The sequence below is a fragment of the Vicinamibacterales bacterium genome (genome assembly GCA_036496585.1).
Classification (GTDB): Bacteria; Acidobacteriota; Vicinamibacteria; order Vicinamibacterales; family 2-12-FULL-66-21; genus JAICSD01.
In genome coordinates this window covers 13,441-28,364 of record DASXLB010000056.1, presented here as the reverse complement: position 1 = coordinate 28,364, position 14,924 = coordinate 13,441, and the positions used below count along the sequence as shown (strand labels likewise).

Genomic DNA, 14,924 nt, shown 5'->3' with positions numbered 1-14,924 from the left:
AACAGGAGTATGAGCGTGCTCCTGTTGAATGTCAACATGAGACGTGCCGGCGGGCGGCGAAGTTCCGGCGCGATGTGGCAGGATGGTCGGGCCATGCGCCCCACGCTCGCCGTCGCGCTCGCCGCCGCCGTCTCCGTCCTCATCGCCGGCGCCCATGCCGCCGTCCAGTCACCGCCTCCTCACCCGAATATCCTGCTGATCCAGGCCGACGACCTGGGCTACGGCGATCTGAGCTCGTACGGTCAGACCCATTTCAGGACCCCGTCGCTCGACGCGCTCGCCGCCGGCGGCATCCGCTTTACCCAGTACTACGCCGGCAGCACGGTCTGCGCTCCGTCGCGGACGGCGTTGATGACCGGGTTCCACACCGGCCACACCTCGATCCGCGGCAACCTCGAGGCGCCGCTCCCGGCCGCGGACGTTACCGTGGCGATGGCGCTGCACGACGCCGGCTACCGCACCGCGGTCATCGGCAAATGGGGGATCGGCAACGCCGGCACGACCGGCGAACCGAGCAAGAAAGGGTTTGACTACGCGTTCGGGTTCCTCGACCAGCGCCATGCCCACCGCCAGTACACCGATCACCTGTTCCGCAACGGCGAGCGCTACCCGACGGATCTCGAGCACGACTACGTCAACGATCTCTTCACCCGCGAGACCCTGTCGTACATCGACGCCACGGATCCGCGGCCGTTTTTCATCTACCTGAACTACACCGCCCCGCACGCTGAGCTGCGCGCGCCCGAGGATTCCATGCGGCTGTGGCGCGGCAAGTTCCCGGAAACACCGTTCGTCAATGCGGCGGGAGACGCGACGCCGACCGGCAGCGACCAGGAAGTCGCGCCGTACCGCTCGCAAGCGACCCCCAAGGCCGCATTCGTGGCGATGGTCACCCGCATGGATCGCGACATCGGCACCATCGCCGAGCGCCTGCGGGTCAAAGGGATCGAGCGCAACACGCTGCTGATGTTCGTGAGCGACAACGGGCCGCATCAGGAGGGAGGCGCCGCTCCCGCCTACTTCAACAGCTCGGGCGGTCTACGCGGCATCAAGCGCGATCTCTACGAAGGCGGCATCCGCGTCCCGTTCATCGCCAGCTGGCCCGGCACCATTCCCGCGGGCCGGGTCAGCGCCCATCCGTGGGCACACTGGGACCTGTTCCCGACGCTGGCCGAGATCGGCGGCGCAAAGACGCCGCCAGGGCTCGACGGCTTCTCGATGGCGCGGGCGCTACGCGGCGCCGCGCAGCCGACCCACGACGCATTCTACTGGGAGTTCCACGAGAGCGGCTTCCAGCAGGCGGCGCGCATGGGCCGCTGGAAATCCGTCCGTCTGGTGAAGGACGGGCCGCTGGAACTCTACGATCTCGACGCCGATCCCGCCGAATCGCACGACGTCGCCGCCGCGCACGCCGACGTGGTCAAGCGGATAGACGCCTATCTGAAGAGCGCGAGGACGGACAATCCGCTCTGGCCCGTGAAGTGAGCCGGACCTGAAGGTCCGGCCTACATCACCTGGGGGGCTCCGCCTCACCCTCCACCCGTAGCGCGGACCTTCAGGTCCGCCTCACCTGTAGGGCCCCACCTGTAGCGCGGACCTTCAGGTCCGCCTCACCGGTGACCGGATCTGACGGTCCGGCCTACTCCGACTCGATGGGTTCCCGCGCGGTCTCGACGGCGGCGTGCGGCAGCCGCTGCATCATCCGGGCGCAGGCATTCCAGCGCAGCACCGCGTCGTCGTTGTGCGCCGGCTTGAGCGATTCGGCGCGTTCGAAGCACGCCAGCGCCTCGTGCAGCCAGCCGACCGCCGAGGCCGACGAGTGGAACGAGTCGCGCTGCAGCGCCGCCTTGGCGCGGCGCTCGCGGATGATCCCCTTGTAGTATTCGCGGTCGTAGGGATCGGTGAGGTCCCCGATCAGGCCGTCGGCGCGCGCCGCGAGGCTGGCGCAGGTGCCGGCTTCGTCGGGAAACTGGTCGGTCAGCGACAGCAGCAGCGCGACGATCGCGTCCTGGTTGCCGGGTTCGATCTGCAGCACGTCGAGGCAGATGCTTTCCGCCTCGCCGGGCTCGTTCAGCAGCCGGTAACGCTCCGCCTTGGCGAGCGCCGAGGGCACGCCGTCGCGCGAGATCGGCTTCGGCTCGAACATGTGATCCTCCTGCCTGCTCGCCGGGCCTGACGGGCCCGGCCTATGACTGGAACATCCTGAACAGCTTGGTGACCGGATCGAAGTAGCGATCCACCACCCGCTCCTTCAGCGGAATGATCGCATTTTCCGTGATCGTGATGTGCTCCGGGCAGACCTTCGTGCAGCAGCGCGTGATGTTGCAGTAGCCGATGCCGTGCTGCTCTTTCAGCGCCGGAACGCGGTCGGCCGCGTCGAGCGGGTTCATCTCCAGCGCCGCCGCGAAGGTCAGGAAGCGCGGGCCAATGAACTCGTCGTGCAGGTGATGGTCGCGCAGGATGTGGCAGACGTCCTGGCAGAGGAAACACTCGATGCACTTGCGGAACTCCTGGACGCGATCGACGTCCTGCTGGCGCATCCGCCAGGTGCCGTCGGGCGCGTCGGCCGGCCGCGGCGTGAACGGCGTGATCGTCTGCTTGACACGGAAGTTCCACGAGACGTCGGTGACCAGATCCTTGATCGGCGGGAACGCACGCATCGGCTCGACGGTGATCGGCTCGAGCTGGTTGAGGGTGTTGAGCCGCGTCATGCACATCAGCCTGGGGTTGCCGTTGATCTCGGCCGAGCACGAGCCGCACTTCCCCGCCTTGCAGTTCCAGCGCACCGCCATGTCGGGGGCGGCGGTCGCCTGGATCTGGTGGATCGCATCGAGCACGACCATGCCGGGGACGACGTCGACCGTGTAGTCGGCAAAATGACCGCCGCCGCTGTCGTCAGTACGCCAGACCTTGAACGACGCTCTCGTCATGCATGTCTCCGGCAGGCCTGAAGGCCTGCGCTACGCCGAATCTCGCATCTCGCGTCTCGCGTCTCGCGTCTCGAGCCACGCCGAATCTCGCGTCTCGCGTCTCGCGCCCCGCCGCATCTCGTGTCTCGCGCCTCGCGTCTCGCGCCACGCCGCATCTCGCGCCTCGCGCTATGCCTTCTGCTCCTCGATGATCTGCTTCAGCTCGTCGGGCATCGGCGGCAGCGGCACGCGGACGACCTCCATCGATCCGTCCGCCTTCCGGCGCGTGACGATGTTGAACGTCGCGTACTCGGGTTTCCGATCGGGGTAGTCTTCGCGGAAGTGGCCGCCGCGGCTCTCCTTGCGCTCGATGGCGGATCGGGAGATTGCCTCCGACACGGTCAACAGGTTGCTCAGGTCGATCGCGGTGTGCCAGCCCGGGTTGTATTCCCGATGCCCGGTCACCGCGGCGCGGGCGGCGCGCACTTTCAGCGCCTCGAGCTCGACCAGCGCCTGCTGTATCTCAGCCTCGTTACGGACGATGCCGACGTGGCGCTGCATCATGTCCTGAAGCGCCGTCTGGATCGTGAACGGGTTCTCGCCGCCTCCCGCCGCCGCATCGAAGGGCCTCAAGGCGTCGCCCATCGCGCGCGCCGCCTGGGCGTCGTCAACGCCGGCGCGGCTGTGCGTCTTGACGAAGGCGGCGGCGTGCTCGCCGGCGCGCTTGCCGAACACGAGCAGATCCGAGAGCGAATTGCCGCCGAGCCGGTTGGCGCCGTTGATGCCGGCCGCACACTCCCCCGCCGCGAAGAGCCCGGGAATCGACGACATCTGGGAGTCGCCGTCGACGCGAATCCCTCCCATGATGTAGTGGGTCGTCGGACCGACCTCCATCGGCTCCTTCGTGATGTCGATGTCGCCGAGCTCCTTGAACTGGTGATACATGCTCGGCAGCTTGCGCTTGATGTGTTCGTCGGCGTTGCGCAGCTTCTTCTTGATCCACGCGATGTCGAGGAAGACGCCGCCGTGCGGACTGCCGCGACCGGCCTTGACCTCGCGCATGATGCAGCGCGCGACGTGGTCCCGGGTCAGCAGCTCGGGCGGCCGCTTCGCCGACTTGTCTCCCTGGGTGTAACGCCAGCCCTCTTCCTCGTCGGTGGCCGTCTGGTTCTTGTAGGCGTCAGGGATGTCGTCGAACATGAAGCGGCGTCCTTCCTTGTTCAGGAGGATGCCCCCTTCGCCGCGCACGCCTTCGGTGACGAGGATGCCGCGCACGCTCGGCGGCCAGATCATGCCGGTCGGATGGAATTGGATGAACTCCATGTCCATCAGGTCGGCGCCCGCCTGGTAGGCGAGCGCGTGTCCGTCGCCGGTGCCTTCCCAGCTGTTGCTGGTGATCTGGTAGGCGCGTCCGGCGCCACCGGTGGCAAGGACAACGGCGCCGGCCCTGAAGACCTTGAACCGCCCCCGCTCACGCTCGTAGCCGATGACGCCGGCAGCCTGGCCGCTGCTCGTGAGCAGCGACACGACGGTGAACTCCATGTGCACGTCGATGCCGCGATGGATGCCGTAGTCCTGGAGCGTCCGAATCAGTTCCAGTCCGGTTCGATCGCCGACGTGCGCCAGCCGCGGGTAGCGATGGCCGCCGAAGTTGCGCTGCAGGATCCTGCCGTCCTTGGTGCGATCGAAGACCGCGCCCCAGGCTTCCAGCTCGCGCACGCGATCCGGCGCTTCCCTGGCGTGCAGCTCCGCCATCCGCCAGTTGTTGACGTACTGGCCGCCGCGCATGGTGTCGGCGAAGTGCACCTTCCAGCTGTCGCGATCGTCGACGTTGGCGAGCGCCGCCGCGACGCCTCCCTCCGCCATGACGGTGTGCGCCTTGCCGAGCAGCGACTTGCAGATGAGGCCGACCTTGACGCCCGCCGCAGACGCCTCGATCGCCGCGCGCAGGCCGGCGCCGCCGGCGCCAATGACAAGGACGTCGTAGTCGAGCGTTTCGAATGTGTTCACAGCAGGCGGTAGTCGGTCCAGATCCCCATCGAACAGAGGCGGACGTAGAGGTCGGCGAAACCGACGGAACAGAGACTGCACCAGGCGAAGAGCTGATGCTTGCGGTTCATCGCCGAACAGGCGGTGTAGCAGCCCCAGCGCACACCGTTGGTCGACACTTCGTCCTTGCGGCCGCCGACGAGGTGCCGCAGCGAATGGCAGCTGAAGGTGTAGCTGGCGAGCAGCGCCGTGTTGATCGTCAGGACCAGGCTGCCGACGTTGACGTGCAGGCCGTCGGCGAAGCGGAACGACGAGATCGCGTCGTAGGTCAAAAAGACGATGAAGACGAGCGCGATGTAGAGGAAGTAGCGGTGCGCGTTCTGCAGGACGAGCGGGAAGTAGCGCTCGCCCCAGTACGACGTCCGCGGCTCACCCACCGTGCACGCCGCGGGGTCCTGCCAGAACGCCTTGTAGTACGCGCCGCGATAGTAGTAACAGGTGAAGCGGAAGCCGCCCGGCGCCCAGAGAATCAGCAGCGCAGCCGAGAACGGCAGCGCCGCCGGCCACCAGCCCGGCTTGGGCCCGAACCACGCGTGCGGGCCGTCGCCGAAGAGCAGCGGTGAGTAAAAGGGAGATAGGTACGGACCGAATTCGTAGTGGACGCCCTGGAAGGCGGCCCACGTCGAATAGACGATGAAAGCGGAGAGCGCGAGAAAAACCGAGAGGGGCTGGAGCCACCAGAAATCGCGCCGCGTTGTCTCGCCGAACCTTCGTTCAACCAGGGGCCACGCCGTCTGCGCCATGTTGTTGGCGCAACGTTACTACAACTCGCGGCGGCGCGCCGCCTTGGGAGGTCCGGGCCGTCTGCCGTCTCCAGCTCGGCCTTGGCATACAACGTGCCTCCGTCGCTCGAGCATGAGCACATGGCGGGGCTGAGAGTAGGCCGCAGCTACTGGCTGGACACGTTCGCCGGCCGCGCGCAGCGATTGCCGACACTGTCCCGCAACGGCGATGCGGACGTCGCGATCATCGGCGGCGGGATTACCGGCTGCTCGGCGGCTCTCCTGTTCGCGCAGGCAGGCGCGCGGGTGATCCTGGTCGAGGCTCATCGCATCGGCCGCGGCAGCACGGCCGCGAGCACAGCGCTCCTGATGCAGGAGCCGGATGTCGACTTCCGCCACCTGGCCGATCGCTACGGCAGCACGGCCGCGCAGCACATCTGGAACCGCTGCCGGCAGGCCGTGCGCGACTTCCTCCTGCTGCTGCGCCGCGCAGGCGCCCCCGCGATTCGCCGGCTGCCGTCGATCTACTACGCACCCGACGGCCGGGCCCGTGACGCACTGCACACGGAATGGCGCCTGCGGCGGCGGGCCCGACTGCCGGCACGGTGGATCGACGGCGCAGAGGTTCGGGCACGCGCCGGCTTCGATGCGCCCGGGGCCATCGTCACCGAAGGCAATGGCGAGGTGGATCCCTATCGCGCCTGCCTCGCGATCGCACGCTCGGCGGTACGACGCGGCGCAGCGCTCTACGAGTCAACCGCGGTACGGCGGGTCGACCAACGAGGCGGCTCGACGGCCGTGCTGCTCGAGAACGGCGCCGTCATCCGCGCCGGCTGGGCCGTCATCGCCACCGGCTACGCGACCCCGTCGTTCGAGCACCTGGCCGCCCGATTCCGGATGCTCAACACCTACGTGATCGCGACCCGACGCTTCAGCGCCGCCGAGCGCCAGCGGATCGGGCTGGGCAACGCCATGCTCTGGGATACCGCTCGCCCGTACCACTACGCCCGCTGGACGCCGGACGGCCGGCTGCTCTTCGGCGGGCGCGATCGGCCGCAGGTGCACGGGCGGAGACGGCCACCAGCGCTGCGCGCCCGCGCCGCCGAACTGATGGACGATCTCGTCACCCTCTACCCGATGTTGCGCGGCGAGCGTGCCGAGTACGCGTGGGAAGGACTCTTCGCGACCACGCAGGACGGCCTGCCCTACATCGGCCGCCATCGCCTCTATCCCGGCCAGCTCTTCGCGCTGGGCTACGGCGGCAACGGCATGACGCTCTCCTTCCTGGGCGCGCAGGCGCTCGTGCGCATCGCGCTCGGATGCGAGACGCCGGACGATGCGCTTTTCGGTTTTGGACGGCAGCGGCTGGACCGCTGACGCGCCTCGGTTTTTCAGCGGCTCGACGCTACGACCACTTCTGATCCCATCCGTCGCGGCGAGGCGCGGCGAAGCGGGCGAGCGAGAAGGCCGGATCCGGCGCGGCACCGTCGAGAATGCACGAAGCGAGCAGCTCGCCAATCGCCGGTCCCATCTTGAAGCCGTGTCCGGATCCACCGCCGGCGATCCACACGTGGTCGGCCGCCGGGTGGCGATCGACAATGAAGTGCGAATCGGGCGTCGACTCGTATTGGCACACCTCAGTGCCGACGAGCGGCGCATCGGCGAGCGCGGGAAACCGCCTGGCGAGGAAGGCCCTGGCTGCCGCCACACCGGCGCGCGTCGCCTCGCGCGGCGCGCTGGTCGGATCAATCGGCGGCCCGGAGGTATCGTCGGCAATCTTGAAGCCGCGGCCGCCGGCGTCGGGAATGCCGTACATCACCCGTTCACCGCAGTCGAGCCAGACCGGCAGCGCGGGCTCGCTGAATCGAGCGTCGCCGGCGGGTGTCCCGAAGTAGCAGACCTCCTGCCGCGTGACGGTCACGCGGGAGCCGAGCAGGTCCGGGAAGAGCGAGCCGAGCCACGGTCCGCATGCGAAGACGACCACGTCGGCGTGGAGCCTGGAGCCGTCCGCGAGCAGGACGTGGGTCGCGGCAATCGACGCCGGCGTCGCAGCCGCGGCTCGACGATAGATGCCGCCTTCAGCCACGAATCGATCGACGACGTGCGCGCATGCGCGCCGCGCCATGAGATAGCCGGCTTCCGGCTCCCAGAGCACGGAGGTGGCGCCGGAGAAATCGACTTGGGGAAAGCGCGAGGCCGCATCGCGCAGCGACAGCTGGTCGAGGCGTAGTCCTTCGGCGGCGAGCGTCGCCGCAGAAGCGCGCCCGAAGCCGTCGTCCTCACCGAACATCCAGAGCACGCCGGTCGTGCGGAGCAGTCCGGCTTCTTCGGCGCCATGGTCGCGCCAGAGTCGAAGCGCGCGCGCCGCCATGCGCGTGTAGACGACCCTCGACCCGTAGGTGGCGCGGATGACGCGCGTCTCGCCGCCGGAGCTGGCCCGCGCGTGGCCGGCCCCCCAGGCGTCGATGAGCGTCACTGGCGCGCCGCGGCGCCGCAGTGCCAGCGCCGTCCAGCCGCCGAAGGCGCCGGCGCCGACGACCGCGACAGTCACGGATGCTGGGTTGCGGTATGGCTGCGCGAGGCGCCCACCGTATCGGTGATGAACTTGGCGATGTCGTTCTTCAGCGCCTTGTGCGCCGACGGCCGCGTGTAGATCATGTGGCCGGCCTCGAACCAGCCGAACGAGACGCGATCGGTGAACATTTTGTCGTAGGCGAGGTGCCAGAAGTTGATTACCGCGCCTCCGAAGACGCAGGCCATGTCGTAATAGCCGGCCTCGACCCGCACCTTGAGGAACGGGTTCTTCGCCATCGACGAGCGCAGCGGCTCGGTCATGTCCATGTAGCTGTTCTGCACGTAGGTCCACGGCCGGACGTTGCCGGAGCTGTCGTAGTGCAGGTCGCTCTCCCATTTCAGCTCGTTGCGCACGTAGTCCATGAACAGCGCCGTGTAGGCGCCCTGGAGCGCCGTGTTCGACGGGTCGAACTCCTCGTCCTCTCCCGCCGCGTCGAGATCCGTGGCCGTGTAGCGCGTGTCGAGACGACCGACCACCAGACGCTTGTCGCGCAGCAGCTCTTTGCGGAAGCGGCCGGGATCGATGCGCAGGTTCGTCTGCTCGACGTAGGCCTGCGAGAGGCCGGTCAGGCGCGCGATCTTCGCCGCGACGGCCTTGCGCTCGGCGTCGCTGAGTGAATTGCCGCGCAGGAGCGTGGTCGCGTACTCGCCGGTGGCAAAGGCCAGCGCCTCGTCGGCGATCTGCTTCACGCTCTTCGCCTGCAGATCGGCCGCCAGGCGCTTGTGGAACCACGCGGTGGTGGCGAAGGTCGGGAAGTACGAGACGTAGGCGAGATCGTTCTGCGGCCCGGTCGAGATCGACTGATAGGTCAGCAGCGCCGACACGAGCACGATGCCGTTCAGCTCGATGCCGTGCCGCGACTGGAGCTCCTGCGACAGGCCCGCGGAGCGGATGGTGCCGTAGCTCTCGCCGATCAGATACTTCGGCGACGGCCATCGGCCGTAAGTCTTCAGATACTCGTTGACGAAATCGCCGAACGCGCGCAGGTCCCCGGCCTGACCGAGGAAGGGCGTCGGGTTGACCGCCTCGACCGTGCGGCTGTAGCCGGTCTCGATGGCGTCGATGAACACCAGGTCGGTGGCGTCGATCAGCGAATTCTCGTTGTCGACCAGGTGATACGGCGGCGCCGGCTGGAACCCGTCTTCCGCCATCTGCACGTGTTTGGGCGCGAACGATCCCATGTGCAGCCAGATGGTCGCCGCACCAGGACCGCCGTTGTAGAGGAACGACACCGGACGCGTCTTCACGTCTTCGCCGTCCCGGGTATAGGCGACGAAGAACATCCGCGCCTGCACCTTGCCGTCCTCGCCGCGGATCGGCAGCGTGCCAGCGGTGGCGGTGTACTTGATCTCGCGGCCATCCAGGTGGACGGTGTGCGAGGTCTGGGAAATTTTCTCTTCGGCGGCGCCGGCGTATTCGCGCTGACCCGGCGCGGCGTTCTGCTGGTTCGGATTCTGGCCGCGCTGCTGCGCGGCGAGCGGCGCGGCGATCAACGACACGGCGAGGACGAATGCAGTCTTCGGGAGCATCCAGGATGATACATCGCCAGCCGCGCGGCGCGCCGGTTTGCTATCGTCGTCTGTCATGCCGTCACCCGAATCCTACGCGCCGCCGCTCGTCGAGTGTCGCGACGTCACCGTCTACCGCGGTGAGACGCGCGCGCTCGATCGCCTGACGCTGACCATCGCCGGCGGCGAGCACGTCGCCATCCTCGGCCCCAATGGCTGCGGCAAGTCGACGTTCATCAAGACGCTGACCTGCGACTGCTATCCAGCGATCGAGCCGACTCCGTTCACGCTGCGCATCATGGGCCGCGATCGCTGGAGCGTCGCCGAGCTGCGGCAGATGCTCGGCATCGTCAGCCAGGACCTGATCGCCGAGTGCACGCGCGGCAAGTCGAGCGACTTCGCCGAACTGCCGCACCGCGTCACCGGCCTCGACACCGTGCTCTCGGGATTCTTCTCGAGCATCGGCATCCCGGCGCACGTCGGGATCACGCCGGCCATGCAGGCGAGGGCGGCGGCGATTCTCGACCGGCTCGAAATCGCGCACCTGGCGCCGCGCCCGCTCGACGAGCTGTCGTCAGGCGAGGCGCGGCGGCTGGTGATCGCGCGCGCGCTCGTCCACGATCCCGCCGCGCTCGTGCTCGACGAGGTCGCCAACAGCCTCGATCTGCGGGCCGCGCACCAGCTCCGCGAGATGACGCGCGCGATCGCGCAAGCCGGCACGGCGCTCGTGATCGTCACGCACAACCTGTCGGAGATCATTCCAGAGATCGATCGCGTGATCCTGATGCGCGGCGGACGCGTCGTCGAAGACGGGCCGAAGGAGCGGCTGCTGACCTCCGACGCGCTGACCCGCGCCTTCGACTTCCCGATCGACGTCGGCCGCCGCGACGGCTACTTCCACGCCTGGTAGTCGACGCGGGCCTGATGTCGGGTCGGATCGGGAGCGGTCGTCACCGAGAACACGAACGGCTTGTCCTGTGCGACGGCCGTCGCACCCGCGACGCAGCTCATCGCGCACGCCAGTCCGGCCACCAGCCGCACCGACCGCACGTCGAGCGTCATCATGACCGCCGTCTCATCCATGAAGAGTATAACGAGACGCAGGCGATGACGCGCCTCCGGAAGGGCGAAGCGGGAGCACCTTACGAAAGCTGAAACCCTTCCAGATTCCGGTAACTCATCGGTGGCCAGACGCGTGGATTCCCGTGCAATCCGCACGCTGACTCCGGGCAGGCGACTTGCGACGTCTCCTGGAAACAGGAGGCTCTTGTATGTCGTCTCTTCGCCTGGCGCTGGCAGCCGCGCTCCTTCTCATCATCTCTGGCTGCGGTTCCTCATACTCAACACCGACCACACCGACCACGCCGAGTGGCAACGGCACTCCCGTATCGATCGTCAGCGGCGCATCGGTGTTGACGACGACCGCCTTTTCGCCGAGCCCGGTGACGGTCGCGGTCGGCGGCAGCGTGACGTGGACCAACCACGACAACACCACCCATACATCGACCGGCAGCACGTGGAACTCCGGTTCGATCGCCCCCGGTGGCAACTATACGATGAGCTTTCCCACGGCGGGAACGTTCAGCTACCACTGCTCCATCCATCCCGGCATGACCGGGTCGGTGACGGTGCAGTGACGGGCGGCGGCGATTACTGATTGACGCCGCTGGCGAGGAAACCGCCGTCGACGGCGAGGATCTGTCCGGTCACGAACGTGGACGCGTCGGACGCGAGGTAGACGGCTGCGCCGACGAGCTCCTCGAGCTGGCCGTAGCGTTTCATCGGCGTCCGCAGGAGGAACTCCTGTCCGCGCGGCCCGTCGAGGAATCTTGCATTCAGCTCGGTGCGGAACACCCCCGGCGCGATCGCATTCACCGTCAGCCCGTGCGGCGCCCACTCGACCGCCAAGGCGCGCGTCAGACCGGCGATCCCCGCCTTCGATGCCGTGTAGGCGCTGACCTCGTGAAGGCCGACGAACGACGACAGGGAGGCGATGCCGATCAACCGCCCGGATCCGCGGGCCAGCATCGGTTTGGCAAAGACCTGGTACGTGTGCAGGGCACCGGTCAGGTTGGTGTCGATGATGCGCTGCCAGTCCTCGTCGCTCATCTCGATGGTGGGCACGCGCTTGCTGACGCCGGCGCAGTAGATGACGACGTCGATCTTCCCGAAGGCGTGCAGTACCGTGCCGCACGTCTCGGTCAGCGAGCGCCGGTCGAGCACGTCGGTGGCGATGCGCAGCGTGCGCCGCCCCTTGCGCTCGATCTCCGTGGCGACGTCTTCCACGAGCTGGGCCCGCCGCGCCGTCGCGATGACGTCGGCGCCGGCGTCCGCCAGTCCAAGGGCGAGGACTCGTCCAATGCCGCTCGTGCCACCGACGACCACCGCGACACGTCCCTGCAGGCTGAAAAGGTTGGTCGACACGAGGGTGCCATCGTACACGACTTCATAGATCGTCGGTCAGCGGTGTCCGCCCTGATCTAGACTCATCCTCACACGATGACGCTCAGCGGCGGAACCCGATTGGGTCCGTACGAGATTACCGGTGCGCTCGGCGCAGGCGGCATGGGCGAGGTCTATCGCGCCCGCGACACGCACCTGGACCGCGATGTCGCGCTGAAGGTACTCCCGCCGGAGCTCGAACGCGACCGCGCGGCGCTCACGCGGCTGGCGCGCGAGGCACGGCTGCTCGCCTCGCTCGACCACCCCAACGTCGGCGCGATTTACGGATGGGAAGAATCGAGCGGCATCCACGCGATCGTCCTCGAGCTGGTCGAAGGGCCAACGCTGTGCGACCGCATCGCTGCCGGACCGCTCGGTCTCGACGAGGCGCTCACGATCGCGCGCCAGATCGCCGACGCGCTCGACGCGGCGCACGAGCGCGGCATCATCCACCGCGATCTGAAGCCGGCCAACATCAAGATTCGGCCCGACGGACGCGTCAAGGTACTCGACTTCGGTCTCGCCAAGGCCCTGACGCCCGACGCGCCCGCCCATGAGGCGGCGACCGCCACAGGCGCAACCGAAGCGGGCCTGATCGTCGGCACGCCGGCCTACATGAGTCCGGAACAGGCGCGCGGCGAGCCCGTCACGCGCAGCGCCGATGTGTGGGCCTTCGGCGTCGTGATCTTCGAGATGCTGACCGGCCGCCGGCCGTTCGCCGGCGCGTCAACCCATGACACGCTCGCCGGCATTCTGCGCGAGACGCCCGACTGGGAGGCGCTGCCGCGCAAGACGCCGCCGCCACTGCTTCGGCTCCTGCAGCGCTGCCTCGAGAAGGATCCGCGCACGCGGCTGCGCGACATCGGCGATGCGCGGCTCGACATCGAAGAAGCGCGCGGCTCGCTGTCGGGGGCGTCGTCGGGCGCACGGCGCGCGGCAGCCGAAGTGGCCGGCGATCGCCGCCGGCCGCGGGCGTGGGGGCTGGCCGCCGGCGCGCTCGTACTCGTATTCGTCGCCGCCGCGGTGACCGGCGCGTATCTCCTGGGCCGATCGCGCCCCACGACGGCGTCCACGGAGGCGCGGCTCGCGCTCGTCCCGCCCAGAGGCCAGCAGTTCGCGAGCTCCGCCGCGGTGTCCCCCGACGGCCGGTCGATCGCGTTCGTCGCCCAGCACGGCGACGGCACGGAGCGGATGTTGTGGCTGCGCCAGCTCTCGTCGCCAGAGGCTCGAGAGCTGCCAGGCACCAACGACGCGGACAACCCGTTCTGGTCCCCCGACGGCACCACGATCGCGTTCTTCGCGAAGGGTGAGGGAAAACTCATGCGGCTCCGCGCCATCGGCGACGACCCGCCTGTCGTCATCTGCGACGCGCCGTCGGCGCGCGGCGGCACGTGGCTTGACGACGGCACGATCGTCTTCAACATGGTCTCGACCGGGCCGCTCTATCGCGTCGCCGCGATCGGCGGCACGCCGACGGCCCTAACGACGCTGCAGAACGAACAGGGACATCGTTGGCCCTCGTGGATTCGCGGCGGCTACCTCCTGTACTTCGTCTGGTCGACCGGCGCCAGCGGACTGCGGCTGGTGTCGCTCGAGGCGCCCGACAAACCACTCGCCTTCTATCCCGGCCGCTACGGCGGCGAATACGCGAACGGCTTCCTGCTTTCGACCCGCGACGACCACTGGCTTCGGGCCCAGCGAATGCAGTTGCCCAGTGGCACGCTCACCGGCGACGAAATCGCGATCGCCCGATCGCGATCCGGCGACCGCCTCGGACGGGACGCCTGGTCTTCATCCCCGTCTGGCGTCGTCGCTAATTTCGGTCCCATCGAGCAGATGGCGCAATTCAACGCGGTCAGCCGCGACGGCCGCGTCGTCGGCACGATCGGTGAGCCTGCCAACGGTCAGTCCGGCGTCGAGCTTGCGCCCGACGGACGGCAGTTCCTCACCCGGCGCGGCGAGAACAGGCCGTGGCTGTGGGCCATTGACGCGGCGACCGGCGCGGCGACCGTCGTGACCAAGCTGGCCGGCACCCACAATCTCCGGTCGCCCGATGCGGCAACGGCGGCATTCCTTCACCAGGAGCCGCCGCCGTCAGCCACCCAGTTTGCGATCATGACCGTCCCGGCGAGCGGCGCCGCCGAAGCGGCGGTGCTGTTGTCGAGGCCGACGGCGCTCGTCAAGCCCGTCGCGTGGACGCCCGACGGCAAGACCTTCCTCTTCGTGCAAACAGGCGACGCCCTGTTCGACATCTGGAGCATGCCCGTGGGTGACGCCTCGAAGGCGACGCCATTGCTGCAGAACCGGGCCAACAATCCCGAGGGACGGCTCTCGCCCGATGGCCATTGGCTCGCCTACTCGAGCGATCGGTCGGGCGCCTTGGAGGTGTACGTCCAGCACTTTCCCGAACCCGGCCCGCCGATGCGCGTCTCGCAGCACGGCGGCCGATTTCGACGCTGGCGCGCCGACGGAAGGGAGATCTACTATGCCGCCGGGGCAACGCTGATGTCGGCGAGCGTGACGCCGGGCAGCACGCCGGCCTTCGGCACGCCGGAAATCCGCTTCGAGATGAAGCTCGTCACCGATCCCAATCCCATCATCTACGGCACGTACGAGTACGACGTCAGCAGGGACGGGACGAAGTTCATCGTCAACCGCGTCGTCGGCGAGAGCGTTCCCACGCTCGACGTGATCACGAACTGGAACGGCCGTCAGTAGC

13 protein-coding genes are annotated in these 14,924 nt (G+C 68.2%); 5 read left to right on the top strand and 8 right to left on the bottom strand.

Annotation, left to right across the window (positions count from 1 at the left end; all coding sequences use genetic code 11):
- Positions 1–93: 93 nt before the first annotated feature.
- Positions 94–1,485, top strand: coding sequence for an arylsulfatase (locus VGI12_16965; GenBank protein ID HEY2434368.1), 1,392 nt, complete (start codon positions 94–96; stop codon positions 1,483–1,485).
- A 154-nt stretch (positions 1,486–1,639) separates the two neighbouring features.
- Here VGI12_16965 and VGI12_16960 read toward each other — a convergent pair whose 3' ends face one another.
- From VGI12_16960 to VGI12_16945, 4 genes are all read right to left on the bottom strand, one after another.
- A complete protein-coding gene (locus VGI12_16960; protein ID HEY2434367.1) occupies positions 1,640–2,146 on the bottom strand; it encodes a hypothetical protein in 507 nt (168 codons plus the stop codon).
- 40 nt (positions 2,147–2,186) lie between these two features.
- Positions 2,187–2,930 carry a succinate dehydrogenase/fumarate reductase iron-sulfur subunit gene (locus VGI12_16955; protein HEY2434366.1) on the bottom strand — a complete coding sequence of 248 codons (744 nt, stop codon included), beginning with the start codon at positions 2,928–2,930 and terminating at the stop codon, positions 2,187–2,189.
- Positions 2,931–3,098: 168 nt separating this feature from the next.
- Complete coding sequence (locus VGI12_16950; GenBank protein HEY2434365.1) at positions 3,099–4,919, bottom strand: fumarate reductase/succinate dehydrogenase flavoprotein subunit; 1,821 nt, start codon at positions 4,917–4,919, stop codon at positions 3,099–3,101.
- Entirely contained in the window at positions 4,916–5,701 is a 786-nt protein-coding gene (locus VGI12_16945) for a hypothetical protein (GenBank protein HEY2434364.1), read from the bottom strand. Before VGI12_16945 ends, VGI12_16950 begins: the two co-directional genes overlap by 4 nt.
- Before the next feature lie 120 nt (positions 5,702–5,821).
- Here VGI12_16945 and VGI12_16940 point away from each other — a divergent pair, with 120 nt between their 5' ends.
- Entirely contained in the window at positions 5,822–7,057 is a 1,236-nt protein-coding gene (locus VGI12_16940; GenBank protein HEY2434363.1) for an FAD-binding oxidoreductase, read from the top strand.
- A 28-nt stretch (positions 7,058–7,085) separates the two neighbouring features.
- Here the strand turns inward: VGI12_16940 and VGI12_16935 are convergent, their stop codons facing one another.
- Positions 7,086–8,231 (bottom strand): FAD-dependent oxidoreductase, encoded by a 1,146-nt coding sequence (locus VGI12_16935; GenBank protein ID HEY2434362.1) that lies wholly within the window; start codon positions 8,229–8,231, stop codon positions 7,086–7,088.
- A complete protein-coding gene (locus tag VGI12_16930) occupies positions 8,228–9,784 on the bottom strand; it encodes a hypothetical protein (protein HEY2434361.1) in 1,557 nt (518 codons plus the stop codon). Before VGI12_16930 ends, VGI12_16935 begins: the two co-directional genes overlap by 4 nt.
- 55 nt (positions 9,785–9,839) lie before the next feature.
- On the opposite strand from VGI12_16930, the gene VGI12_16925 reads away from it, so the two are divergent.
- Positions 9,840–10,673, top strand: coding sequence for an ATP-binding cassette domain-containing protein (locus tag VGI12_16925; GenBank protein HEY2434360.1), 834 nt, complete (start codon positions 9,840–9,842; stop codon positions 10,671–10,673).
- On the opposite strand, the gene VGI12_16920 is transcribed toward VGI12_16925, so the two are convergent.
- Positions 10,655–10,846, bottom strand: a complete 192-nt coding sequence (locus VGI12_16920; protein HEY2434359.1) for a hypothetical protein — start codon at positions 10,844–10,846, stop codon at positions 10,655–10,657. The genes VGI12_16925 and VGI12_16920 overlap by 19 nt on opposite strands.
- Before the next feature lie 188 nt (positions 10,847–11,034).
- Here VGI12_16920 and VGI12_16915 point away from each other — a divergent pair, with 188 nt between their 5' ends.
- The gene (locus VGI12_16915; GenBank protein HEY2434358.1) at positions 11,035–11,400 is read left to right on the top strand and encodes a hypothetical protein; all 366 of its coding nucleotides are present in this window, start codon (positions 11,035–11,037) and stop codon (positions 11,398–11,400) included.
- 13 nt (positions 11,401–11,413) lie between these two features.
- On the opposite strand, the gene VGI12_16910 is transcribed toward VGI12_16915, so the two are convergent.
- On the bottom strand, positions 11,414–12,205 hold the full coding sequence (locus tag VGI12_16910; protein HEY2434357.1) for an SDR family oxidoreductase: 792 nt from the start codon (positions 12,203–12,205) through the stop codon (positions 11,414–11,416).
- Between the two features lie 57 nt (positions 12,206–12,262).
- On the opposite strand from VGI12_16910, the gene VGI12_16905 reads away from it, so the two are divergent.
- Positions 12,263–14,923, top strand: a complete 2,661-nt coding sequence (locus VGI12_16905) for a protein kinase (protein ID HEY2434356.1) — start codon at positions 12,263–12,265, stop codon at positions 14,921–14,923.
- Position 14,924 lies beyond the last annotated feature (1 nt).

What these genes read in the sequence shown, in the direction of transcription:
- VGI12_16920 (HEY2434359.1), bottom strand. Translation starts at nt 10,846, where the DNA reads ATGGATGAGACGGCGGTCATGATGACGCTCGACGTGCGGTCGGTGCGG.
- VGI12_16905 (HEY2434356.1), top strand. Translation starts at nt 12,263, where the DNA reads ATGACGCTCAGCGGCGGAACCCGATTGGGTCCGTACGAGATTACCGGT.
- VGI12_16915 (HEY2434358.1), top strand. Translation starts at nt 11,035, where the DNA reads ATGTCGTCTCTTCGCCTGGCGCTGGCAGCCGCGCTCCTTCTCATCATC.
- VGI12_16955 (HEY2434366.1), bottom strand. Translation starts at nt 2,930, where the DNA reads ATGACGAGAGCGTCGTTCAAGGTCTGGCGTACTGACGACAGCGGCGGC.
- VGI12_16960 (HEY2434367.1), bottom strand. Translation starts at nt 2,146, where the DNA reads ATGTTCGAGCCGAAGCCGATCTCGCGCGACGGCGTGCCCTCGGCGCTC.
- VGI12_16930 (HEY2434361.1), bottom strand. Translation starts at nt 9,784, where the DNA reads ATGCTCCCGAAGACTGCATTCGTCCTCGCCGTGTCGTTGATCGCCGCG.
- VGI12_16965 (HEY2434368.1), top strand. Translation starts at nt 94, where the DNA reads ATGCGCCCCACGCTCGCCGTCGCGCTCGCCGCCGCCGTCTCCGTCCTC.
- VGI12_16945 (HEY2434364.1), bottom strand. Translation starts at nt 5,701, where the DNA reads ATGGCGCAGACGGCGTGGCCCCTGGTTGAACGAAGGTTCGGCGAGACA.
- VGI12_16925 (HEY2434360.1), top strand. Translation starts at nt 9,840, where the DNA reads ATGCCGTCACCCGAATCCTACGCGCCGCCGCTCGTCGAGTGTCGCGAC.
- VGI12_16940 (HEY2434363.1), top strand. Translation starts at nt 5,822, where the DNA reads ATGGCGGGGCTGAGAGTAGGCCGCAGCTACTGGCTGGACACGTTCGCC.